Origin of the sequence: Micromonospora matsumotoense, assembly GCF_050951065.1 — a bacterium.
Taxonomy (GTDB): domain Bacteria; phylum Actinomycetota; class Actinomycetes; order Mycobacteriales; family Micromonosporaceae; genus Micromonospora; species Micromonospora matsumotoensis.
The window spans coordinates 2875568-2898648 of the sequence record NZ_CP192025.1 but is presented as its reverse complement, the minus strand read 5'-3'; the positions used below and the strand labels follow the sequence as shown (position 1 = coordinate 2898648).

22 protein-coding genes are annotated in these 23081 nt (G+C 70.8%); 9 read left to right on the top strand and 13 right to left on the bottom strand.

Translation table 11 applies throughout. The annotated features are described in order from the left end of the window. Positions 1 to 34: 34 nt before the first annotated feature. From ACQP1S_RS12755 to idi, 10 genes are read right to left on the bottom strand one after another with little or no spacing between them, the layout of a single operon-like run. Entirely contained in the window at positions 35 to 1336 is a 1302-nt protein-coding gene (locus ACQP1S_RS12755) for an FAD-binding oxidoreductase (RefSeq protein WP_432906537.1), read from the bottom strand. Next, a complete protein-coding gene (locus ACQP1S_RS12750; protein WP_432906536.1) occupies positions 1336 to 2145 on the bottom strand; it encodes a hypothetical protein in 810 nt (269 codons plus the stop codon). The genes ACQP1S_RS12755 and ACQP1S_RS12750 overlap by 1 nt, the downstream gene beginning before the upstream one ends. Beyond that, a complete protein-coding gene (locus ACQP1S_RS12745; RefSeq protein WP_432906534.1) occupies positions 2129 to 2944 on the bottom strand; it encodes a class 1 isoprenoid biosynthesis enzyme in 816 nt (271 codons plus the stop codon). Before ACQP1S_RS12745 ends, ACQP1S_RS12750 begins: the two co-directional genes overlap by 17 nt. Beyond that, positions 2929 to 4194: a hypothetical protein gene (locus ACQP1S_RS12740; RefSeq protein ID WP_432906533.1), complete on the bottom strand. Its 1266-nt coding sequence runs from the start codon at positions 4192 to 4194 to the stop codon at positions 2929 to 2931. Before ACQP1S_RS12740 ends, ACQP1S_RS12745 begins: the two co-directional genes overlap by 16 nt. A gap of 28 nt (positions 4195 to 4222) precedes the next feature. Continuing rightward, on the bottom strand, positions 4223 to 6352 hold the full coding sequence (locus ACQP1S_RS12735; protein ID WP_432906532.1) for a geranylgeranylglyceryl/heptaprenylglyceryl phosphate synthase: 2130 nt from the start codon (positions 6350 to 6352) through the stop codon (positions 4223 to 4225). Continuing rightward, the gene (locus ACQP1S_RS12730) at positions 6322 to 7158 is read right to left on the bottom strand and encodes a radical SAM/SPASM domain-containing protein (RefSeq protein WP_091247173.1); all 837 of its coding nucleotides are present in this window, start codon (positions 7156 to 7158) and stop codon (positions 6322 to 6324) included. The genes ACQP1S_RS12735 and ACQP1S_RS12730 overlap by 31 nt, the downstream gene beginning before the upstream one ends. Next, positions 7155 to 8360 (bottom strand): hypothetical protein, encoded by a 1206-nt coding sequence (locus ACQP1S_RS12725; RefSeq protein WP_432906530.1) that lies wholly within the window; start codon positions 8358 to 8360, stop codon positions 7155 to 7157. The genes ACQP1S_RS12730 and ACQP1S_RS12725 overlap by 4 nt, the downstream gene beginning before the upstream one ends. A gap of 17 nt (positions 8361 to 8377) precedes the next feature. Continuing rightward, on the bottom strand, positions 8378 to 10153 hold the full coding sequence (locus tag ACQP1S_RS12720) for an ATP-binding cassette domain-containing protein (protein ID WP_432906528.1): 1776 nt from the start codon (positions 10151 to 10153) through the stop codon (positions 8378 to 8380). Position 10154: 1 nt separating this feature from the next. Beyond that, complete coding sequence (locus ACQP1S_RS12715) at positions 10155 to 11894, bottom strand: ABC transporter ATP-binding protein (protein ID WP_432906526.1); 1740 nt, start codon at positions 11892 to 11894, stop codon at positions 10155 to 10157. Positions 11895 to 11898: 4 nt separating this feature from the next. Then, the gene (idi, locus tag ACQP1S_RS12710; protein ID WP_432906524.1) at positions 11899 to 12486 is read right to left on the bottom strand and encodes an isopentenyl-diphosphate Delta-isomerase; all 588 of its coding nucleotides are present in this window, start codon (positions 12484 to 12486) and stop codon (positions 11899 to 11901) included. 344 nt (positions 12487 to 12830) lie between these two features. Here idi and ACQP1S_RS12705 point away from each other — a divergent pair, with 344 nt between their 5' ends. The 3 genes from ACQP1S_RS12705 to ACQP1S_RS12695 are packed head-to-tail and all read left to right on the top strand — an operon-like array spanning position 12831 to position 15705. Next, on the top strand, positions 12831 to 13916 hold the full coding sequence (locus ACQP1S_RS12705) for a polyprenyl synthetase family protein (protein ID WP_432906522.1): 1086 nt from the start codon (positions 12831 to 12833) through the stop codon (positions 13914 to 13916). A 44-nt stretch (positions 13917 to 13960) separates the two neighbouring features. Then, complete coding sequence (locus ACQP1S_RS12700) at positions 13961 to 14908, top strand: NAD-dependent epimerase/dehydratase family protein (protein ID WP_432906520.1); 948 nt, start codon at positions 13961 to 13963, stop codon at positions 14906 to 14908. Further along, positions 14908 to 15705 carry a glycosyltransferase family 2 protein gene (locus ACQP1S_RS12695; protein ID WP_091247189.1) on the top strand — a complete coding sequence of 266 codons (798 nt, stop codon included), beginning with the start codon at positions 14908 to 14910 and terminating at the stop codon, positions 15703 to 15705. The genes ACQP1S_RS12700 and ACQP1S_RS12695 overlap by 1 nt, the downstream gene beginning before the upstream one ends. A gap of 41 nt (positions 15706 to 15746) precedes the next feature. Here ACQP1S_RS12695 and ACQP1S_RS12690 read toward each other — a convergent pair whose 3' ends face one another. Both ACQP1S_RS12690 and ACQP1S_RS12685 read right to left on the bottom strand, forming a co-directional pair. Further along, positions 15747 to 16445, bottom strand: coding sequence for a hypothetical protein (locus tag ACQP1S_RS12690; RefSeq protein ID WP_091247192.1), 699 nt, complete (start codon positions 16443 to 16445; stop codon positions 15747 to 15749). Next, positions 16442 to 17122 carry an ABC transporter ATP-binding protein gene (locus ACQP1S_RS12685; protein ID WP_432906517.1) on the bottom strand — a complete coding sequence of 227 codons (681 nt, stop codon included), beginning with the start codon at positions 17120 to 17122 and terminating at the stop codon, positions 16442 to 16444. Before ACQP1S_RS12685 ends, ACQP1S_RS12690 begins: the two co-directional genes overlap by 4 nt. Positions 17123 to 17325: 203 nt before the next feature. Here ACQP1S_RS12685 and ACQP1S_RS12680 point away from each other — a divergent pair, with 203 nt between their 5' ends. The 5 genes from ACQP1S_RS12680 (at position 17326) to ACQP1S_RS12660 (ending at position 20920) form a co-directional block, all read left to right on the top strand. Further along, positions 17326 to 17889 (top strand): hypothetical protein, encoded by a 564-nt coding sequence (locus ACQP1S_RS12680; RefSeq protein ID WP_432906515.1) that lies wholly within the window; start codon positions 17326 to 17328, stop codon positions 17887 to 17889. An 80-nt stretch (positions 17890 to 17969) separates the two neighbouring features. Continuing rightward, positions 17970 to 18365: an Imm7 family immunity protein gene (locus ACQP1S_RS12675; protein WP_432906514.1), complete on the top strand. Its 396-nt coding sequence runs from the start codon at positions 17970 to 17972 to the stop codon at positions 18363 to 18365. 94 nt (positions 18366 to 18459) lie between these two features. Then, entirely contained in the window at positions 18460 to 18996 is a 537-nt protein-coding gene (locus ACQP1S_RS12670) for an ATP-binding protein (protein ID WP_432906512.1), read from the top strand. A gap of 390 nt (positions 18997 to 19386) precedes the next feature. Then, positions 19387 to 19965, top strand: coding sequence for a hypothetical protein (locus ACQP1S_RS12665; RefSeq protein ID WP_432906510.1), 579 nt, complete (start codon positions 19387 to 19389; stop codon positions 19963 to 19965). A gap of 274 nt (positions 19966 to 20239) precedes the next feature. Further along, positions 20240 to 20920, top strand: coding sequence for a lytic polysaccharide monooxygenase auxiliary activity family 9 protein (locus tag ACQP1S_RS12660; RefSeq protein WP_176739015.1), 681 nt, complete (start codon positions 20240 to 20242; stop codon positions 20918 to 20920). A 276-nt stretch (positions 20921 to 21196) separates the two neighbouring features. Here ACQP1S_RS12660 and ACQP1S_RS12655 read toward each other — a convergent pair whose 3' ends face one another. Further along, on the bottom strand, positions 21197 to 21727 hold the full coding sequence (locus ACQP1S_RS12655) for a cellulose binding domain-containing protein (protein WP_432906508.1): 531 nt from the start codon (positions 21725 to 21727) through the stop codon (positions 21197 to 21199). 313 nt (positions 21728 to 22040) lie between these two features. On the opposite strand from ACQP1S_RS12655, the gene ACQP1S_RS12650 reads away from it, so the two are divergent. Beyond that, complete coding sequence (locus tag ACQP1S_RS12650) at positions 22041 to 23069, top strand: hypothetical protein (protein ID WP_432906506.1); 1029 nt, start codon at positions 22041 to 22043, stop codon at positions 23067 to 23069. The last annotated feature ends 12 nt before the right edge of the window (positions 23070 to 23081 follow it).

Here is a 23081-nt window from a genome sequence, read left to right as displayed (position 1 = left end):
GGGCGGCCCGCACCCGTCCGGGCTGAGCGGCGGCTCAGATCGGGAGCTGCGGGCCGAGCACGGCGCCCGGGTCGTAGCGGCGCTTGACCTCCCGCCACCGCTCGACGGTGGGCCCACCGAACTGGGCCCGGTAGAAGTCCCGCTCCACCCGGTGATAGCCGTGCAGGTACTGCCGGCCGCCGAGCTCGTGACAGAGCGCGCCGGCGGCGTCGAAATGCTCCCGGTACTCGTCGACCCGCTCCGGCGGCACGATGCAGTAGAAGCCGAACGTGCGTACCCGGTCGGCGTCGGGCAGCGGACTCAACGGCAGCCGGGGCCGGTCCCCGGCGCGCAGGAACGCGCCGTTGACCACCGGGACCACGGCGGGATCGGCGAACCGGTCGCGGACCCCGGCGAAGAAGGCGTCGGCCTTCTCCATCGGCAGGAAGAAGTCGCTCCACAGCCGGCGCGCCTCGGTCTCGTCCGTCAGCAGACCCGCGGCGATCTGGCCGCGGGCGATGCCGACGGAGAAGCCCGCCTCCGCCTCGAACAGCCGCTGGTGATAGTCGGCGACCAGGGCCTCGTCCGACTCGGCCGCCGCGTCGCGCGCCGACCGGCCGACCTCGACCTTCCACCGGCGCGCGGCGGTGGAGTACACCGCGCGGCACAGACGCAGCCGCTCGTCAGCCCACACCTGCTCCGCCACCGTGGCGAGGTCGTCGCCGTCGAGCCGGCGGACCAGGACGGCCGGTTCCGCCGGGACCACCCGCAGCTCGGCCCGGACGATCAGACCCACCTGACCGAGGCCGCAGAGCGCGTACGAGAACAGCTCCCGGTGCGGGCCGTCGGCGGTCGCGTGCACGAGTGCGCCGTCACCCGTGACGACCTCCAGGGCCACCACCTGATCGACGACCGCGCCGACGAAGGGTGACGTCGGCCCGAAGCCGCCGACCGACAGCGTCCCGCCGACCGAGGCGTGCTCGTTGCTGGTCACGACCGGCAGCGCGAGGCCGTGCTCGTGCAGCCAGCGGTGCAGTGTTCCCCAGCGCACCCCGGCCTCGACGCGCACTGTCGCCGCCCCGACCAGTTCGATCCGGTCCAACGCGGCGGTGTCCAACTGCAGGCCGTCGGTGAGGCTCTGCCCGTTGCTGCTGCACCCGTTGCCCCGTGCGACGACCGCCAGGCCGCCGGCGAGCGCGTAGCGCACCGTCTCCTGCACGTCGGCGACCCTGGCGGCGAACACGACCGCCTGTGGCTCCTGGCAGCGGAGCCGGCCGAAGTCCCGCTGCCACCCCTCGGGTGCCGGATCGACCAGCTTCCCGGCCAGCAGCCGGGCGAGCGGTTGATGTGGCGTCATCAGACGATCGCCGCCGTCCGGCTGATCAGGCCCTTGAGCTTCGCCGCGAAGTGGTCGAAGAACGGCACCAGGTCGCAGACCGGGTCGCCCTGCCGCACCGCCGCGACGGCCCGGTCGCGCCACTCGTCGATCGCGGCGGCGACGTCGGCCAGGTCGGCCGCGCCCGAGGCGACCAGGTGGGCGAGGTTGCCGTCGCGCTCGCCGATCTCGTCGAAGTCGACCGCGTCGTCGCCGATCATGTACAGCACGCCCAGCGCCTCACCGAACTCCCGGGCCGGCGTCACCATCTCGGGAACCCCACCGGCCAGGCAGTTGACCGCGGCGTAGTTCGCGAGCATCACCCCGGCCTTGATCCGGGCCGCCGCGATCCAGGACTCGACAGTGGCCGGTCGGGGCGCGCTGACCTCCACGATCTCCTGCCGCCAGATGTCGCGGTAGTCGTCCTCGAGCGTCCTGAGCACCTCGACCGGCCGCTGCTGGCTGGCCAGCAGTGTGGTGCCGACCGAGAGCAGTTGGACCCCGAAGATCTGGTCGCGCGGCGAGAGCGGCTGGTCGTCGTCGATGAGGTCGTCGATCAGCTTCACGCCGACCGCGTGGATGGAGACCCCGGCGCCGAGATCGGCGCGCACCCGCGGGTCGCGCACCCACAGCGTCGTGTAGTACGGCGTACGCGGGTAGCCGGGGAGGTCACGCACGAAGTCCAGTCCCTGCCGGGACATGCCCAGACTGGTCAGCTCGGCGAGACACCGTTGGACCACCCGCGCCTGACTGTCGTCCATCTCGGCCTTGAACTCAGGAAACGTCAGCACGGTCGTCCTCCAGGAGAAAGGTGATCAGGCGGTCGGCGAAGTCGGCCATGAAGCCGGCGATCGGGAACTCCGGCGGGAACTCCGCCAGGGCACGCAGCGCCTCCGCGCGCCACCGGCGGGTCGCCGCGACGGCCGCGTCCCGGCTCACCTGCCCGGTCCGGATCAGGTGGCACAGGTTTCCGCCGGCCTCACCGAGGTCGCGGTGGTCACGGATGTCGTCGCCGATCATGAACAGGACACCGAACGCCTCGCAGAACGCGCGCGCGGCGGGCAGCCGCTCCACGACATCGGCGGCCAGGCAGGCGGCGGAGGCGTAACACATCATCATCCGGCCCGACTTGATGCGGGCGTAGTGGATCCAGCTGTCCAGGTCGTGGGCCGGACGTTCCGCCTCGTTGATCTGCTCCCGCCAGATCACCTCGTAGTCCTCGTCGAAGACGCGCAGCACCTCGGCCGGCCGGTGGTGGGCCCCGAAGGTCGCCGTGCTGCTCTGGGTGAGGAACATGCCGAGGATCTGGTCCCAGGGCCGGATCGGTTGGTCGCCGTCCATCAGGTCGTCGACCAGTTTGATCCCCATCGCGTGGGTGCAGATCGCGATCCCCAACTCCTGGCGCTGCACCGGGTCCGGCACCCAGAGCGAGGCGAAGTACGGAATCCGCGGATAGCCCTTCATCTGGCGGACGTACGCCACCCCGTCCGGGGTCATGCCGATCCCGGCGAGCCGGTCGGTGACCCGCTCCAGCAGGACGCGCTGCGCGACCGCCCACTCGTCGTCCAGACCACTCACTCCGGAGAGCACGTTTCCTCCTCGTCGATCCGCAGCGGCACCCCGTCGAGCACCGCGGCGACCGCGGCGACGGTCTGCCGCCGGGCCCGGTCCGGGTCGAGCAGCGTACGGGCGAGGGCCATCGCCCGGCGGCGGCGACGGGGCAGCTCATCCGGGTCACCCACCCAGCGGACGGCGACCTCGACCAACTCCTCCATCCGGTCGAAGCCCCGGCCGACGCCGTGTTCGGCGAGGAACGGGCCGACCCACTCCTCCATCGGCAGGCCAGAGCGCACCAGCAGTTGCGGGACGCCGAAGTAGAGCCCCTCCAACATGGAGTTCGGCCCGGTCTTGGAGATGAACAGCGGCGCGTCGGCGGCGTGAAGCCAGGCCAGGTACCGCAGGTAGTCCCCCTGCGCCAGCCGGTCGAAGGTCTGCCAGGCCGACCGGCCCAGCGCGGTCAGCAACTCGGCCGCCTCGGCGGCCAGCGCCGGGTTGTTGTACGCGATGAAGACCAGCGCCGCCTCGGGATGCGCGCGGGCGATCCGCTCCAGGGCGGCGAGATACTCCCGGCCGCCCCGGTTGGACAGGATCAGGATCCGGGTGCCGGCCGCCGTCAACGCCGGATCGGCGGCACCGACGGCGTCGGCGTCCCCGATGCCGGCGGCGGCGCCCTCGAAGACCTGGGCGGCCTGGGCCTGGGCGAGCAACCGGCCGACCGGCACGACCCGCTCGGGCCGGTAGCCGTGCTCGCGGACGAGATAGTCCTTGGCCCGGTCGAACTGCACCAGGTGGACCGGCAGGTGGGGCGCCCGGTGCACCGGCAGCCGCAGCAGCCCCTCGTTGGTCACGTAGTTGACCACCGGGGTCGGCAGGTCCGCGATCCGCAGCGCGGCGTGGCTCAGCCGGGAGATCACCCCCTTGGTGCCGATCACCAGGTCCGGTTTCGTCTGGGCGAAGTGGTCGGCGACGGGTGCCAGCCGATCGACGGTCGCCGCGGGCAGCGGGTCGTCGTCCAGGCCCGCCGGTAGCCGGTCGGTGAAGTCCGTCATGAGGCGCAGGTATCCGGCCCGCACCTCGTCGGCGGGCAGCCGGGCCGCCACCAGCTCACGAATGGCGGCACCGGCCTCGGCGAACTGCGGGAAGAGCGTCTCCGCCTCGACGACGGTGACCTCCGCATCGTCCAGACCGGCGGCCAGGGTCGCGGCGAGCGTCCGGCCGGCGAGGAGATTCCCCAGCTCACCCCAGGTGCGCATCGAGATGACCTGCACGCTGCGGGTCATGCCCACTCCCTCCGTCGCGCTCGTGGTGTCATGCCAGCAGTCCCGGGTTGAACAGGCCGTGCGGGTCGAGTTCCCGGCGCAACCGGCGTACGGCGGCGAGGTCGGCGCCGTACATCGACTGCAGGTCCGCCTCGTCCAGGTCGTACCAGCCGGCCAGGTAGGGCCGGCCGCCCAGCGCGAGGCACTCGGCCAGCACCTGACGGTGCAGCCCCTGCACCCGTGCGACGCCGGCCCCGTCCCCGCGCGGGACGCTGAAGTACAGCCCGAAGCCGACGGCCAGGCCCCGTAGTCCGGCCGCCGGGGTGAACGGCACCCCCGGGCGTTGCTCCGGGCGGTGCACGCCGAGCATGAGCAGCCGGCCCGCACCCTCGCGGTAGCCGGGGCTCGGCAGGATCTCCGCGTCGAGGAACCGGGCGAACTCGGCTGCCGCCGGCAGCGACAGGCAGTAGTCGGCCCAGATGAAGTGCACCGACGGGTCGGCCGGATTGCGCCGGGACTCCCGCATGGACCGCAACGGCCAGTCGGCCTCGACGCGGGTCTCGGTCTGTCGGCGCAGTTGCGGCGGCAGTGGGCCGTCGCCCCGCATCCCGTACGTGGCGATGAAGCCGCCCTCGTAGTGCTGGGCGGAGAAGAGGTCGACCGGCGACCGCTGCTCCTCGGCCAGCCACCCGATGCTGCCGACCAGGGCGGTCAGGGAGGGGTGCCGCCGCGTCGCGATGGTGGTGTGCCGCTGGTAGTCGACCGTACGCAGGACCACCCGGTCCAACACGCCCAACTGGCCGAGCGCGCCGATGCCGTACCGGAACAGCTCGGGCGACTCGACGGGCGAGCACCACCGGGCCTGCCCGTCGGGCAGGATCAGCCGGAACCGCTCGACCAGGTCGACCTGGCCGCCGTACCTGATCGTGCCCTCGCCGTACCCGCCGACCGACAGCGTGCCACCGATCGAGACGGTCAAATGGTTGGTCAGCACCGGAATGCTGCGCCCCCGGGCGTTCAGGGCCATCTCGGCGGCGTACCAGGGTGCCCGGGCGGACACCTCGGCGGTGCCTTCGTCGCGCAGCCGAACCGCGGGGTCCCCCGGCTCGCCGACGATCAGCACGCCACCGTCGGACAGGCCCTGCAGGCCGAAGGAGTGTCCGCTGCCGCGCACCGCGACGGGTGTCCCGGCCGTGCGGGTGGTCCGCAGGACGTGCGCGACCTCCTCCGCTGAGGTCACCGGGGCCACCACGGCCGGCAGCAGCTCGTGCAGACGGCCCACGTTCGTGGCGTACGCCTGCCGGCCGGGCAGATCGGTGCGCACGGGCCGGCGCAGCCCGCGCTGCAACTCGGCGGCGAGTGTCGGGTGGGCAGCGGGGTCACCGGCCCGGTCGCCCGGCCGGCCGGACAACCTGCGCAGGGTCTCCCGCCAGTCGGCGGTCTCCAGGCCGTTGCCGACGACGACCCAGTCGACGCCGCAGTCGTGATACTCGCGGACCTGGCGGTACGAGGTCACGCCACCGCCGACGAACAGCAACTGCTGGGGTGCCAGGCCACGCCGGTAGGTCCGTAGCACCGCCTCCGGGACCCGGCCGTGCCGGTAGAGCAGGTAGGCGAGGTCGAAGTCGGCGGCGGCGACCGCCGCCACCAGCCGGGGCAGTTCCGCGCCGTCCTGCACCGTCGGCGGCGCACCGACCGCCTCGTGGGTCTTGCCGTCGCTACCGAAGGCGAACGACGCCGATCGCAGCAGCTCGGGCCGGTCCTGCCCGAGCGCCGTCGCGGCGCGGACGGTCGCGGTCAGGCCGCCGGAGACGAAGAAGGACCGCACCGAGTTCGGTACCGCGTGCACCAGCGCCGCGTCGGCGCCCGGACACAGCGGAGCGCCCCGGCCGGGTATCGACGGGAAGTGCAGGACGAGGGGCAGGTCGGTCCGCTCGCGCAGTTCGGCGACGTAGGGGACCACCTGTCGGTCGAACGCGGCGTTGTCGGTGCTGCCGACGAGCAGCGCGGGGTGGCCGAGGTCGGCCACCGCCCGCGACTTCTCGACCGCCTCGGCCAACGGCACCTTGTACGGGTCCACGACGTGCAGCAGCCCGGGGGCCTGCGCCCGCAGCGCCGTGAGCACCGGGGCGGCCGTCGGGACCGTGCTCAGATTCCCGGGAAGTCGCACTTCGCGCATAGGTCGGTCCGTTCCTTTCGCAGCAGGCTCGCGCGGCGGGCGGTGTACTTGTCGTTGTTCCAGATCTCCTCGATGGTGTTGTCGTTGACGTTGCCCATGACCTCCTGCACGCTCCAGTCCTGGCAGCACAGGACCACCCGGCCGTCCTGGGTGATGTAGAACTCGTTGAACGGCCGTACGCAGAACTGGTTGAGCAGCACGGTGGGACGGCCCAGCACGTTGCCGGCGCGGTTGGTGAGGGTGGCGTCCGGATCGCGGTCGACCAGCACCAGCTCGGGCCGGGCCGGATACCGGCGGACCTTTTCCAGCACCGACAGGTCGGTGGTGTAGTCGTTGACGACGACGGTGGCGTACCGGGTCAGCTCGTCGGCCAGTTCCTCGGTGAGCTTGGAGCCATTGGTCTGGATGGAGATCGACGCCTTGGTGCGCTCCTTGGCCATCCGCACCATCGCGGGCAGCCGCCGGTCCAGCAGCGGCTCGTTGAACAGGTACGGGTGAATGACGCCGGTGAAGTCGGCGAGCTGGTCGAGCAGCGACTCGTAGAGTTCCATCGACATCTGGCCGGACGGCATCTTGAGGGTGCCGATGGGGCAGAACGAGCAGCGGTAGTTGCAGCCGCTCATCGTCTCGATCGCGATCATGCTGAACTGCGGTGGCGTACGGCTGGACTTCTGCTTGAGCCAGGCGGCGTCGCTGAGCGCCTTGGTTCCGGTGCCGTGGAAGTAGGTGCGGGACACTCCGCTGAGCACGTTGAGGACACCTTTGCCCTGCGCGCGTTGCTTGATGTACTTCGCGATGTCTGTCATGCGCGTTCCCCTCGGGAGATCTTGGGAGACAACGGGACCGACGAGGCCGTTGGTTTGGCGTGCCGGGTGTATGCCGACCACGGGATCTCACGTCGGGGCCGGCCGACGACGCCGCGTACCGCGAGCCCCAGTGCCACCCGTGAGAACCAGCCGAAGTGGATCGATTTGAGCAGCCACTTCTTGGCCGCGAAGTGGAGGCCCTGGCCGCGGGCTGCGGGCGCCAGCGGCCACAGCCCGTAGAAGTACATGCGCCAGTACCGGCCGGCGACGTCGGCGGGGAAGTCGGCCATCAGCACCGCCGCGGTCAGCAGCGAGCGGTTGACGCGGTGTCTGATCTCGCCGGCCGGTCCGCCGGTCAGGTGGTAACTCACGGCGTCCGCGACGATGTGCGTGCGGTGCAGCGGGTTGTCGTGCCGGGGGTCGAGCAGGGCGAAGCAGAAGTAGTCGTCCTCGCAGGTGTAGCGGTCCGGGATGCCACGGGCGGCGAGTTCGGCGTCGATCACCATGCAGCAGCCGTGCGGGTAGCCGAACTTCGGCGTCTTGGTGATCTGCTTGCCCCGGTGCAGCAACCGGGCCGCCGCGTACGGGTTGGGCTGGGGCACCTTGCTCGCCCCGGCCGAGCCCCGCGCGCCCCGGTCGAGAAAGTCCTCCAGCAGCCGTCCGATGCAGCCGGCGCTGAACGTCACGTCGTCGTCGACCCACGCCACGCCCGCCAGGCCGAGGCCGGTGGCCACCTCGAACGCGGCGTTGAGCATGCGGCTCTTCCCGGCCTGCGGCATCGCGATCCCGACGAAGGTCAGCCCGCCCCGGGAGGCGGCGATCTCGCTCAGCTGCCCCAGCCGCGCGATCGCCTCGTCGTGCTGGTCGTCGCGCCACTGCATGCCGACGACCAGCACCAGTGGGCGGGCGGCCACCGTCGGTGGGAGGTCGGTGAGCTGGGTGACGAGTTCCTCGACGGTCTCGCGGTGGCTCGACAGCGGCGCCCGGCCCACGTAGGTCGGCAGGACCAACGCCAGCCCGCCGCCGAAGCCGTCGCCGAGTTCCGCGGCGACCGCCGGGACCGCCGGGACCGCCGTCGCGGCCCGGACACCGGCCGGACCGGGACGAACCACGATGCACTCTGTGGGCGGTGGATCGCCGTCGGCGGGCTGGTAGCCGCGCCGGATCGCCCACCGGACGGGCCGGGTCAGAAGCTCGAGCATCGGTTCCTCCGCATGGGTCAGTCGGTGGCTACGGCGGACCAGAGCCGGCGTATCTCGTCGGAGCTCTCCAGCAGGTCGTCCAGGGCCCCGACCGCCTCCAGCCGGCCGTCGCGCAGGACCACGACGAGGGCGGCCCGGCGCAGTACCTCGGGCCGGTGGGACACCGCCAGCACCGTGCTCCCGCCGTCGCGCAGGATCCCGTCCCACAGGGCTTCGCTCGTCGGGGGATCGAGTGCGCTGGAGACGTCGTCGCACAGCACCAGCGGGGTGCGGCGGACGAGCATCCGTGCCACGGCCACCCGTTGCGCCTGGCCACCGGACAGGCGGAGCCCACGAGGCCCGATCACCGTGTCGAGCCCGTCGGCCATCGCCGTCAGGTCGGCGTCGAGGGCCGACCGGGACACCGCCTCGCCCAGCCGGTCGTCCGGCAGCCCGAGCAGGATGTTCTCCCGGATCGTGCCGGTGAACAGTCGAGGCACCTGCGGCGTGTACGCACACCGGGGCGGCACGAGCACCGCCCGACGGTCCGCGGGCAACGGGACGTCGTCCCAGCGCACCTCGCCGGTGGCAGCCGGCAGTTGGCCGAGCAGGGCGCGCAACAGTGTGGTCTTGCCCGAGCCGACCTGGCCCACCACGACGGTCAGCCGGCCGGCCGGCATCGTGAAACCGATGCCGGACACCCCGTTGGCGGCACCCTCGTGCCGGGCGGTGAGGTCGGTGACCGTGATCGTCGGCGGGTCGCCGGCGGGCGGCGGGGGCGAGCGGCGCGGCGAAAGGTTGATCATGGAACCGGGCCGGGCATGGTCGAGGTCCATCCCGTGCCGGGGGTGCAGGCGGCCACCCGTGATCGCGGTCATCCGGCGCAGCGCGACGAGCACCCGCTGCAACTGGACGGTGAGCACGCCGAGCGAGGCGAGCGTGTCGACGAGCAACTGCAGGTAGAAGGTGAACAGCACCATGTCGCCGATGGACAGCCGGTTGCTGCTGATGGCCGGTGCGGCGATCAGCAGCACGATGCCGGTGCCGAGCGGGGCGGCGTTCAGCAGGGTGCTGCGCTGCACCGCGACCGCGAGTTCCTCGGAGATGGCGACCCTGGCCCGAACGGCGTTGAGCGCGTCGAGACGCCGGCCGACCGCGTCCTCGGCGCGCGCGGCCTGCACGCCCAGCGCCACCCCCATCACCTCGCGCAGCGCCTCGCTGACCAGTGCGGTCTGGGCGCGGCTCTGCTCGCGGTAGGCCATCATCCGCCGGTGCACCAGGCGCATCACCGCCACGATCACGACGAACAGCCCGAGGATGCTCAGGGTGATGAGCACGTCGATGCGCAGCATGATGGTGATCGCGGCGACCGCGAACACCCAACGGGCGATGTTGATGGGCGACCACACCACGAAGAAGCCGGCGTCCGCGGCGTCGGCGCCGACGGTCGCGACCGCCTCGCCCGCGCTGGTGTGTCCGGCCTCCGGTGGGGGGTCGATCAGCGACTCGAAGAGCGACAGCCGCAACGCACCGACGGTGTGGTACTGCATCCGCGGTTCGAGCCACGGCACGACCGTGCTGAACTGCAGGGAGATGCGCGCGGCCTCGATGCCGGCGACGAGTGCGACGACAGTCCACAGGTTCAGGCCGGCGGCCGACTCGCCGCTGAGGGAGTCGAAGGCCATCTGCATCAGCAGCCCCAGGGCCAGCATGCCCAGCCGCAGCACCGCCCACACGGCGGCGAGCACGGCGTAACGCCGGCCACGGCCGGCCAACAGCAGGCGTGCCCGGGCGCCTCTGGTCGTCGTGGTCACGTCAGGACCGCCCGGCGGGGAACAGCCGGACGGCTGTCTCGTCACTGCCGCCCGTCAGCTCGGACCGGGGCGCCAGGCGGACGACCCGGCCGTCCTCGACCACCATCACGTCGTCGACGATGGAGAGCGTCTCGGGCCGGTGGGCGATGATGAGCGCGGTACGACCCTCGATGAACCTCTCCATCGTTCGGCGCAGCCGCCGCTCCGCGTGCGGGTCGAGCCGGGCCGACGGCTCGTCGAGCAGCACGATGTCGGGGTCGGTCAGCAGTGCCCGGGCCAGTGCGAGCAGCTGCTCCTCACCGGCGGACAACCCCGCTCCGCCTGGCCCGATCCGCGTGTCGAGGCCATCGGGCAGGGCGGCGTACCAGGTGTCCAGACCGACCTCCTCGACCGCCCGGCGCAGTTGCTCGTCGGGCCACCGGTCGTCGAAGAAGGTGAGGTTGTCCCGCAGGGTGGCCGCGATGACGTGCACGTCCTGGGTGACCAGCGTGATGCGGGAGCGCAGCGCGGCGACGTCCAACTGCCGGACGTCCACGCCGCCGATCGAGACCGAGCCGGCCTGCGGGTCGTACTGGCGGAACAGCATCCGCAGGATGGTCGACTTGCCGCCGCCGCTGCGTCCGACCAGCGCGACCCGCCGGCCCGCCGCGATCGTGAACGACACGTCCGACAGCACCGGGCGTTCGTCGTAGGCGAAGGTGACGCCGGTGAAGCTCACCGCGCCGCGGCCCGGCGGGAGGGTGCCACCGCCGTCGGGGACGATGTGGGCCTCGCCGAACAGTTCCTCGATGCGGCGGACGCTGCCCAGGACGTTCTCCATGTCCTGGAAGCGTGAGGTGATGCTGACCAGGGGCATCCGCAGCAGGATCGCGTACGACAGGCCGGCGAAGACGGTGCCGACGCTGGCGCCCCGGTGCTGGCTGAGCCACACACCGGTGGCCAGTGCCGCACAGAGGTTGACGGCGGTGAGCGCCTGGACCGCCGCCGGCCAGGTGACCGTGGCCCGGGCGGCGCGGCGGGCCAGCCGGTAGTGGTGCAGGATCCGTTGCCAGGCGCCCTCCAGGGCGTGCGCCGTCCCGCCGTTGGCGTTGAGGTCCTCCCGCCCGGTCAGGTTCTCCTCCAGATAGCCGAGCAGGCTCGCCTCCGCCCGCTGGCGGTCGGCGATGAGCGGCACCGCGCGGCCGAGCAGGCGTCGCAGCAGGAGCAGCATCACCACCGCGAGCGGGGTGAAGAGCACGCCGTAGCGCCAGTCGAGCAGAAACAGCGCCACGACGATGCCGATGATCAGCAGCAGTTGGACGGCGATGTCGAGCACCAGCTCGGACAGGAGCTTGGCCAACCGGGTGACGTCGCCGTCCATCCGGTCGACCAGTTCCCCGGGCGGGTGCCGAAGGAAGAACTTCGGCCCCTGCCGCAGGACGTGCGCGAGCAGGTCGCGGCGCACCCCGTTGGTCGTACGCCAGGCGACCCGGCCGGAGACCCAGCCGGTGCCGACCGACAGCACCTGCCGTACGACTGCGAGCACCACGAAGACCATGGCGTACCCGGCCAACTCGCCCTGTGGCCGGCCGCCCACCGCCGCATCGATGAACCGGCGTACGACCTGGGGCGCCACCAACTGGGTGCCGACGTCGAGCGGTATCAGCGCGGCCAGCAGCAGGAACCAGCGCCGGTGACTGCGGACGTAGCCCACATAGCGTGCCCAGTTCGTCGCGGCTGTCCGCGGCTCGGGGGACGCCATCTGGTCAGCCGTGCCCGGCGACTGCGACCCGGGCTGCGGGTGGCAGCTCGGCGGCGTCGCCGGTGGGCCACCGGCCCGGCACGGGTCCGATCCCGGCCAGCTCGTCGACCTGCAACCGGCACCACGGCGAGAGGGTCCCGTCGGTCCGGGTCCGGTCCCGGAACGACTCCCAGTCGACCCACTCGACCCGGTCCACCTCGTCCGGGTTCGGCACCGGTGCGTCCGCTGCCCGGGCCACGTAGACGGGGCACATCTCGTTCTCGACCACACCGTCGAGTTCGGCCCGGTAGCGGAAGCGGGGCAGCACCAGACGGAGGTCGCTCAGCGTGAGGCCCAGCTCGGCGGACGCCCGTCGGTGGACGGCGTCGGTCATCGGCTCACCTGGGCCGGGATGGCCGCAGAAGCTGTTGGTCCATATACCTGGCCACGTCTTTTTCCGCAACGAACGGCGCGACATTAGGAACTGCCCGCTATTGCTGAAGACGTAACAGGAGAATGCGAGATGCAGCGGCGTGTCGCCGTCGTGAACGATGCGTTTGTCCTGCTCACCGACGGCGTGGCCATCGTGGTCGAGTAGCACGACCAGCTCCATACCGCTCCCCCACCATCCGGATCGGCCAATTTCGCTCGCACAACAATCCACTGCGAATCGACTCCAGTCAACCCCCTAGAGGAACAAAACGCCCACACGGGAAATTGCGGATGCACGAAGTAGGGGGCGCCGGATCTCCACGGATCGGTTACAGTTGATGCGCAACCAGCCACGGGGGGTCACGTAAATGCGGGCCCATCCGGCCTTCGTTATTACTGACAGTGACCACTTTCCGTCGACGTCCGGCCGCGTTCTGCCGCATTCAGCCTGCGCGATCGTTCACCCGGCGGCACCGGACGCCGGTGACCTGCCGTCAAAGTCGCCCTCGATCGGACGGAGGACAGATGACCGCCACCAGCGAGACCACCCGAGGCGTGCCCGGCCTCGCCGGGCCCGCGCTCAGAGCCGAGGTGGAGCGCACGATCGACAGCTTCCTGACCGCCCGGCGGGACATGGACACCACCCCCGAGTGGCGCGACGGGGTCGACGCCCTCCGCGCCCTGGCACTCGCCGGAGGTAAGCGCACCCGACCGACGTTCTGCTGCCTGGGTTGGCGCGCGTTCGGCGGCGGGGATCACCCCGGCATCGTCGTGGCCGCCACGGCGCTGGAACTGTTCCACCTCTTCGCCCTGGTGCACGACGACATCATGGACGACAGCGATGTCCGGCGGGGGAACCCGACGTTGCACGTGACGATGGCCGAGGCACACCGCCGGCTCGGCTGGCGCGGCAACCCGGAACACTACGGCCGCAACACGGCGATCCTCTGGGGCGACCTCTGCCTGACCTGGTCAGACGAGGCTTTCCACGGCTGCGGTCTGGCACCGGAGCGGGTGTCGGCGGCCGCCGGGTTGCTCCATCGCATGCGCGTCGAGGTGCTGCTCGGGCAGTACCTCGACATCCGCGGCGAGGCTGTCCGGGCAGACCTGACCGACTGCCTGACGATCCTGCTCTACAAGTCGGCGAAATACACCGTGGAGCGCCCGCTGCAGATCGGCGCGATGCTGGCCGGCGCGGCCCGACCCGACGTGGAACGGCTCTCCGGCTTCGGCGTCCCGATCGGTGAGGCATTCCAGCTGCGCGACGACGTCCTCGGTGTCTTCGGCGACGACGCCGTCACCGGCAAGTCGATCCTGACCGACCTGCGCAGCGGGAAGTCCACCGTACTCATGGCGCTGACCCGGGAGCGGGCGAACGCCACCCAGGCCGCCGAGATATCCCGGTGGCACGGCAACCCGGGCCTCGGCGAGCGGGAAGCACAACGGCTGCGGCACATCGTGCGGGACACCGGCGCCCTGCGGACGGTCGAGGAGATGATCCACGCCCGCACCCAAGAGGCGGTGGCGGTGCTCGACTCCCTGCCCATCGTCGGGGAGGTGCGGGTGGCGCTGACCGAGCTGGCCCACACGCTGTCGGTCCGACGCAGCTGAGAGTCCACCCTGCACGCACGTCCCACGACCAGGAGGGCACGGGAATGACGGTTCACGACCCCCGGCGCACGGTGCTGGTGACCGGTGCCGCCGGGTTCATCGGGCGACACCTGGTCGAGCACCTGAGCAGCCGGGACCACACGGTGATCGGTGTCGACCTGCGCCAGGCGCCGCCCCGGCCGGCAAACGCGGCAGCCGGCCGGCACATCGTCGCCGACCTGCGCACCACGGACATCCGCCCGCTGCTCGACGGGGTCTCCTCGGTGGTCCATCTCGCCGCGCTGCCCGGGGTACGGCCGTCGTGGGATCGCTTCGACGACTACGTCGAATCCAACGTGCTCGTCACCCGGCGGCTCCTGGAGGCGGGTGCGCAGACCGGTCTACGACGGCTGGTCATCGCCTCCTCGTCCAGCGTCTACGGCAACCAGCGGGACGGGGCGATGAACGAGGACCAACCGCCCGCCCCGATCTCCCCGTACGCGGTCACCAAACTGGCTGCGGAACACCTCGCGCTGGCCTACGCGGCCCGCCCTGCCTCCGTGCTGACCACCATGGCCCTGCGGTTCTTCACCGTCTACGGCCCCCGGCAACGGCCCGACATGCTGATCTCGCGGATCATCTCGGCGGTCCAGGACGGCCGGGAGATCCGGGTGTTCGGCGACGGATCGCAGCGTCGCGACTTCGTCTTCGTCAAGGACGCGGTGCGCGCGGTGACGGCGGCCATCGACGCGCCGGGCCCGAGCCGCGTATGCAATGTCGGCACCGGTGAGCAGATATCGGTCACCGGGATCATCGCGCTGATCAGTGAGCTGATGGGCCGCCCGGCGAACGTCCGGACCGAACCCCACCGGGCAGGTGACGTGGTGTCCACGCGTGCCGACACCGCCCGCACGGCCGAGGCGCTCGGCTTCCGCGCGTCGGTCTCCCTGCGGGAAGGGCTCCGGGAGCACATCGACGCGGTACGCAGCGAGTCAATGCCCGTCGGCGCCTGATGGGCCGGGGACCCGTGCTGACCGTCATCGTGCCGCACTTCCGCTGCGCCACCTACCTGGCGGAGTCGGTCGCCTCCGTACTCGGGCAGACCCATCGGGACCTGCGGCTCGTGGTCGCCGACGATCACTCGCCGGACGACGACTGGATCACCGCCCTCGCACCGTGGCGGGACGATCCGCGGCTGACCCTGCTGCGTGCGTCGCGCAACGTCGGGCCGCTGCGGCTGAAGAACGCCGTGGTCGAGTCGGTCTCCACGCCGTACATCGGCTTCCAGGATGCCGACGACGTGAGCGAACCCGACCGCTTCGCCCGCCAGCTTGCCGTGCTGGAACGGGGCCGCGCCGATCTGGTCGGCTGCGGCTACCGCATCATCGATGCGCGGGGCAACCCGCAGGGGGTACGGCACATGCCGCGCAACGGCAACCTGGTGCACCGGTTCGGCCGCAAGACGGTCGCGCTGCATCCGGCGACGGTCGTGCGCCGCGAGGTCTTCACCCGACTCAACGGCTTCGACGGCACCGCGGCTTTCGGTTCCGACACCGACTTCCAGCTGCGGGTCGCCTGGCTCTACCGGATTCGCAACCTGCGCAGGCCGCTCTATCGCTACCGTGCCTGGGCAGCCTCGCTGACCGCAGCCCCGGAGACCGGCTTCGGATCACCCGCCCGGGACGAGTGCATGCGGCGGATGGCCGAGTTGGAGCAGCGCCGCCGGCAGGCGCGCAGCCGCGCGGATCGGCTCCCGTTGCTGGTGGCACCGCCCAACGACGTGTCGTTCGCGCTGCACGAGGTGGCGTGAGTCCGCTGCGGGCGTGGTGCGCCACGCCCGCAGCGTCGCCCCTACTGCACGGCCGCCCTGATCTGCATGTGCTTGCGCCGCCGTAGCCGCACACCCGCCAGCACCGCCGTGACCAGCATGAGGCCGATGCAGTACAGGGCACCGTGCAGCAGGCCCTTGCGCAGGAACTCCGGGTCGCCACCGTCGAGGCCGTAGAGCCCCACCTGCTGAGTCGACCAGAACGGCAGGGCCTTGCCGAGCTTCTGCTCCGGATCGACCAGGAACTGCAACCCGGTGATCGAGATCAGGACGAGCGTGCCCTCCAGATCGTGTGGGGCCACGGCGCTGATCAGCAGGCCCAGCGGGGCAGCAATCACGATCGTGAGCCCGAACTCGATGGCGACGGCGCCGGGCCGCTGCAACGTGTCCTGGTCGACGTAGATGAGCACCCAGTACACCGCGGCGAGCACGGCACCCAGCGTCAGCAGCGCGGTGAGCGTGCCGAGGTAGAGGTGCGCCGGCCGATAGCCGATTTGGCGTAGCCGCCGCTCCACCGCCTTTGTGGTGTTGCTCAGGAACAACCCGGCCGTGCTCACCGCCCAGGCCAGACCCAGGCCGGCGAAGCGAATCGCCTTTTCCGGATTGGCGTCGTGCCGGGCGATGTAGAACAGCAAGGGTACGAACGCGAGCAGCGCGAGGGCTACCCGCCGCCGGGCGAGGTCCCGACCCATCATCTCCGCAACGGTGAAGAGCTTGGTCATGAGTCGGCGGCCGCCTTCGCTCCGAGGTCGAGAACGGCGTCGACCCGATCGAGTGAATTCAACATGTGGGTGATGACGAGGGTCGACTTGCCGGCGTCGCGCCGCTGTAACACCCAGTCCCAGAAGTCGACGTAACTGCCCCGGTCGAAACCCTGATAGGGCTCGTCGAGGAGGAGGATGTCGGGGTCGGAAAGCGCCGCGAGAATGAGGTTGAGCTTCTGCTGGGTGCCACCGGACAGGTGCCGGGCCTGCGTCGACATGCCGCCGTCCCAGGCCAGGCTCTTCGCGAGCTGCCGGCCGGTCGCCTGGGCCTCGCCCCGGCTCATCCCGTGCCCGGCACCGAACAATGCGAAGTGTTCGTCGGCGGTCAGGAAGCCCATGAGCCCGGCCTGCTGGGGGCAGTAGGCCATGCTCTCGTCCACTTCCACCACACCGCCGGACGGGCTGACCAGACCCGCGCAGATCTTCATGAGCGTCGACTTGCCGCAACCGTTGGCGCCGATGATGGCGACCACCTCGCCGGCGCGTACGGTGAGGTCGACACCCTTCAGGACGTGATTCTTGCCGTACCGCTTGTGAATGTTCGAAGCATGGAGTCGAATCGGTGTCGACGAGTCACCCTCCGCTGGACCGGGCCTGGTAGCCGTCACTTCCGAAGCGGTGTCACTCAGATCCATAGGAGCACCCTAGTACACGGTCACGCTCTGCTGCGATCACGCTCACACGGGATCAACATGGTGATCCCACGGTGCCCTTCTCCCGTGAGCCGGCCAGGCGGCCCATCAGGTCGGGGGAGAACGCCCGCCACGCCACGGCCGATTCGGCGGATCGGACGACTGCGGGGTTTCGCCGGTTGCCGGTTGCGGGTAGCGAATGGACCGTGAACCGCAATCTCGTCACGGCGTTACAGGCCGCCTGGGGACTACCGGAGTTCCGCAACGGGCTGCGTCACATCATCGACCTCGACGAGGTGGCGGTGCTCCTGGCCACGCTCTCCGTCCCGGACCACGACCACGAGGTGGACCGCAGCCTGCTCAGACTGCTGCGGTCCAGCCTGGAGACGGGCGAGATCCGGGAGGCGGTGTTGCTGCTGCTGGAGCAGGACGAGGTACGCCGACCGCTCGTCGCCGCAGTGGTGCCACCCCGGGCCGACCGACCGGGCCAGGCTGCCGCCATCACCGCGGCGTCCGAGGACCCCGCAGTGCGGCGTGAGGTACGGACGGCACTGGACGACGCCCGGGTGCGCGCACTGCTCTGGCAGGCGATCGAGGCCCAGGTGAACAACGACCGGGGCGGCCTGGTCCGCCGCGCCGCGGTGCTGTTCATACGGCATCCGAGCGTGCCGCGCCTCGCCTGGGCCCTGCACCGCCACGGCGTGCTCCGCGAGCTACGCCGCCCCTCCACGTCGGCCCCGGCGGAGGGCAACGGACAGCCGCAGGCGTAGGTGAACTTCACGTTGCCCGACGACCGGCCGGCGCACGCGGGGCCGCAGCGGCCCCGACGATCTGGTCCTACACTCCTGCGATGTTCGAGTATCACGGGTGGATCACCCTCCGCTCGACAGCGGATGCGGTCGACGACGACCCACCCCTTCGCCTCGACGAGATCCAGGACCTGGTCAACGCGTTCACCGGGTACGGGCTGATGGACCTTCGCCCGGCCAACGGCGCACACCACGTACACCTCGGCGGTTTCCCCAACCACCGGGGCACCCGGGGGGCCGACGTTGTCGATCTGTTCACCAGGATCGGTCATCTCGCCCCCGGGTCCTACGGGCTGCTGTACGTCCACGACGACGAGGATCCCGAGCACGAACTGGCGTTCCGTGTCCACCGGCTGGTCCGCGGAACCGTCTCCGAACACACCGACCACCTGCTCTCGCCGGTGATCCCCACCCTCGAAGACGAGTACCTCGACTGACTGTGAGGCTGGCCTAGTCGGAGGGGTTTTCGCGCCACGCTCCGCCCGCGACGGCGGACGTACGCGATGATGGGGTGTCGTCCGGAGGGTGCTGATGGGAAGACCGACGCTGTTCCTGACCGTGGGACTCCCCTGCACCGGGAAGACCACGGCTGCTCGGCGCATCGAGATCGAGCGGAAAGCCCTTCGTCTGACGAAGGACGAGTGGGTGAAGGCGCTCTACGGTCCCGAGAATCCGCCGGTGGCGGGGGACGTGATCGAGGGGCGGCTCATCCAGATCGGGCTGCGCGCTCTCGCGCTCGGCACCAATGTCGTGATCGACTACGGCCTGTGGGACCGCAACGAGCGTTCCGCCCTGCGCCAGGCCGCGGTGGACCTCGGCGCGAGGGCGGAGTTGTGCTACTTCGCACTGACCCCTTCCGCGCAGCGGAGACGACGTGACCAGCGCCAGGCCGAGGCGCCACACACCACATGGCCCATGTCCGACGCGGAACTCGTCGAGTGGGCGACCCGCATGGACATCCCCACGCCGGGTGAACTCGACGGCAGCGAGCCCATCGACGGCCCACCTGCGGGCTTCACGACGTGGGACGAGTGGCGCAGCCATCGTTGGCCGCCGTCGGTCCACTGAGACCTTCTGGTCGGACACGCGCGGTACGGCGATCGGTACCGGCATCCCCACCAGCCCGCTGACCGGGCCGCACCTGCACTGACGCTCGCCAATGTTGCAGAGTGCATCCAGACGTGTTGGAATGGCTCATATCGCCGCAGCGCGGGGGCAACCGTGCTGAGAACGGCCAGCACGGGAGCACCACGGTGTCGGCAGCGCGCCGCCTTGACGGACGCCTGCACGCCGCGCCGCCGGGCCATCGCCCTGCTGGCGGGAACCCTGCCGGGCAGGCACTCCCGTCCGCCATACGCACCCCTGGCACGCGCCCCGACGGCCGACGCGCCGACGCCTGACAGCGGGCGTGCGATTCGGTCTGCCAGCGCACCACAACCGGCGACGAGGTGAGAAGCGATGATTTCCGGACGGAGTTTCGCGGGGTGGTACCGCCACCGCCTGGTGTGGGTGGCGGTGATCCTGCTGGCGGTGTCGGCCGGCACGGTCGTACTGGCCAACCGGGCCGGTCCGAAGGCGGAGCCGGCGGATCTGCAGGCGCAGATCGTGGCCCGGATGCGCACCACGCTCGAACAGGCGGACCCGGGGCAGCACCAGCACGCGGGCCACGGCACCCCGCAGGGTGCCGGCACGGAGAAGCCACCGGTGATCTGCGGGGTCCGCGTCTACGGCTTCGAGCCGGCGGGGGCCACCGCGTTCGCCGACGTCCGGAAGATCTACGGCTTTCACCTCTGCGGAATCGCCGAGCAGAAGCGCCCCTGGGACGTGGCGGTCAAGCTGGCCGGCCCATTGATCATGGACATGTCCACCGATCCCCCGGGCATCCAGGTCGTCGAGGCGACCGCCGAGGTCAGGTTCGTCGACCGGCTGCGGGAGATGTTCCCGCCCGCGTACGCGACGATGGCGCAGCAGGAGGCGTTGGGCGCCTCGGAGATGGCCGACCTGCGTCGCCGGTACGACACCGCGGCCAAGTCATGAGCCGGCCCGACGGCCGGCACGGCGTCGCACCCGGCCAGGCCGACCATCGGGCCGAATCCCCCGGCCAGCCGACCCGACCTGCGGCGATGCTGCGGCCGTGACCCCGCACGCGCGTTGTTGATCCGGCAATCTCGGACACCTCGCTCCACATCCGACAGCTCGATCCAATCCGACTAAATATCGATCAACATTGATATTTGTCCTCATCGGTGCCACAGTGGATTAGGGAGCATTGGCAACCCGATGTCCCGTACCGACGAATGGAGGATGAACAGTGCGTTCACACAGGTCCGACCAATCCGGCGGACGGCCCCGGTCGACCGCCCGCCGATCCCTCCAGGCGCTCGTCCTGATGTTCGCCATGGTGGTCGGCACGCTGCCCGTGACCGGCGCAGCCCAGGCGCACGGCACCATCATCAATCCGGCGACCCGCGCCTACCAGTGCTGGAATACCTGGGGCAGCCAACACACCAACCCCGCCATGCAGCAGCAGGACCCGATGTGCTGGCAGGCGTTCCAGGCCAACCCGGACACCATGTGGAACTGGATGAGCCAACTGCGCGACGGCCTCGCCGGCCAGTACCAGCCCAGCACCCCGGACGGGCAGCTGTGCAGCAACGCCCTGTCCCGGAACAACTCGCTGAACCAGCCCGGGGCGTGGAAGGCGACCACCGTCAGCCGCAACCTCACGGTCCAGATGTACGACCAGGCCAGCCACGGTGCTGACTTCTTCCGGGTCTACGTCACCAAGCAGGGGTTCAACCCCGCCACCCAGAAGGTCGGGTGGGGCAACCTCGACCTGATCACCACGACCGGACGGTACGCGCCGGCACAGAACATCTCGTTCAACGTCTCGATCCCGTCCTCGCGCAGCGGAAGCCACGTGCTGTTCTTCATCTGGAAGGCGTCCCACGCCGACCAGACCTACATGTGGTGCAGCGACATCAAGATCTGATCGGCGACACGGCACCACTCCGGCCCAGGACGTTGACGTCCTGGGCCGGATCTCACTCTCGCGGGACGTGGCTGGTCAACGCGCCCGGTGGTGGGTTCGACGCGGTCGTCGCCGCACGGAGAGCGCCTTGGCGGGGTCCGCGCGTCCGAACGGTGCTCCCGGAAGGCGGATGCTCCGGGCACCTCGTAGGCTTCTTCACCAGTCGGCCCCGGTGCGGGCGCGTCGGGCCTCCGGGCAGGTGCGCGGTGATCGTCCGGGCCCACGCCGATCGTCGGCTCAGCCCAGCGAGCAGGATGTCCCGTTCAGGGTGAACGAGGACGGGCTGCCGGTGCCTCCGGTGTGCTCGGCCACGAACCCGATGGCGATCGACGCGCCCGGCCCGATGATGACGTGGTCGTCCAGGCCACGCGCCGTGACGTTGCCACTGGATGGCGAGTACACCGCGTTCCAGCCGGCGGTGATGCGTTGTCCGGCGGGCAGCGGGAACGCCAGCCTCCACGAGGTGATCGTGGTGACGCCGGTGTTGGTGATGGTGATGCTGCTGGTCAGGCCGGTGTCCCAGGTGTAGACCGAGTACCGGACGGTGCACGCGGCCCCGGTCGGCGGCGGGCTGCTCGGTGTCGAGTCGCTCGGTGTCGGGCTGCTCGGTGTCGGGCTGCTGGGCAGGGCGGTGCCGGGCGGCGGGGCGGTGCTGGGGGACGGGGTCATGCCGGCCGGCGCCGTGGTCGACGCGCTGGCGCCGTCGATGGCGGCGGCCAGTGTCACGGCCGCCGCAGCGACACCGAGAAGGCTGCTCTTCAGTCTCATGGCGGCGGCGATTCCTCCGGAGGCGGGCGCACGGCGGTGCGGCGGAGCGGGGCCCGTCGGCACGGTGCGCCCTCGCGCACCCACATTAATTGATCACCGTCAATTGTCAAACGGCCGCCAACACCGCCCCGACCACGCCGACGCCCCAAACGCATCCACGCCTGCCTCTTTTGCCGGTCCTGGCGTCATCTGACGGCAGGCCCCCCGACGGTATTTCCCGGCGCATTCACGGCTCTTCCACTATGTCATCGCGCCGACACGGCATCGCAACACGCCGGACTCGGCGTCCCCCGCCGATGGGAGAAAACCTGTCATGGGCAAGGTAGGAATGCGCGTCCGCCGCTCGACGCTGGCCGTACTCACGGGCGCGGCGCTGGCCGGGCTGCTGGCGGTCACCGCAGCCGCCGCGGCACCCGGCGAGGCACCGCAGGGCAAGGCCGCTGCGGCGGCCCGGACCGACGTCTATCTCAAGGACGTCGCCGCCGACACCGGCGTCCAACCACACTCGTACGGCCCGTTGTGGGCCAGCCCCGACATCAAGGTCTGCCCGACGGCCGTGGAGTGCTCCGTCAGCCAGAACCCGAGGGTCGGGGTCACCAACTACCTGTTCGTGAAGCTGCGCAACGCCGGCCCGTACGGATCGGGCGTCGACAACGGAGTGCTTCGGGTCTACCGGACGACCCCGGGCGGCGGCGCCACCTGGCCGACGCACTGGACCCAGATCGGCGCGGTCAGCGTGCCCGTCTACGCGGGCGTCACCACCGTGACGATCCCGTGGACCGGGGTGCCCGGACCGGGTCACTTCTGCCTGCTGGCGCGCTGGGTGTCGCCCACCGACCCGATGACCTTCGAGGGCCCGAGCACCAGCGTCAACACGCAGTACAACAACAACGTCGCCTGGCGCAACGTCGACTCGGTCCGGCTCGTCTCGGGCGGGCCGCGGGTCGTCCGGCCGTTCGCCATCGGCAACGTGACCGCCGCGGAGACCAAGAACGAACTGGTCTTCACCCAGCCGGCGGAGCAGGCCCGCGGCGCCCGGGTCTTCGTCGACCTCGGTCCGACCCTGTTCGCGCGTTGGCAGTCCACCGGCATGGTCGGTACGGGAGTCCGCCAGGTCGGCAGGACCGAGCTGGAGATCGTGGAACCGACCAAGGCCAGCCTCAGCGGGCTGGTGTTGAAGCCCGGTGAGCGCCTCGAGTTCTCCCTGTCCTTCTCGGCCGACACCGCCCTGGCCAAGGAGACCGCGTTCAACGTGACCCAGTTCGGGCCGGACGCCGACGGCACTGCGCGCGCCGACCTCGGTGGGGTGCAGTACCTGCTGGCGGGCGAGCAGCGGGGGTAAACGCGGGTCGTC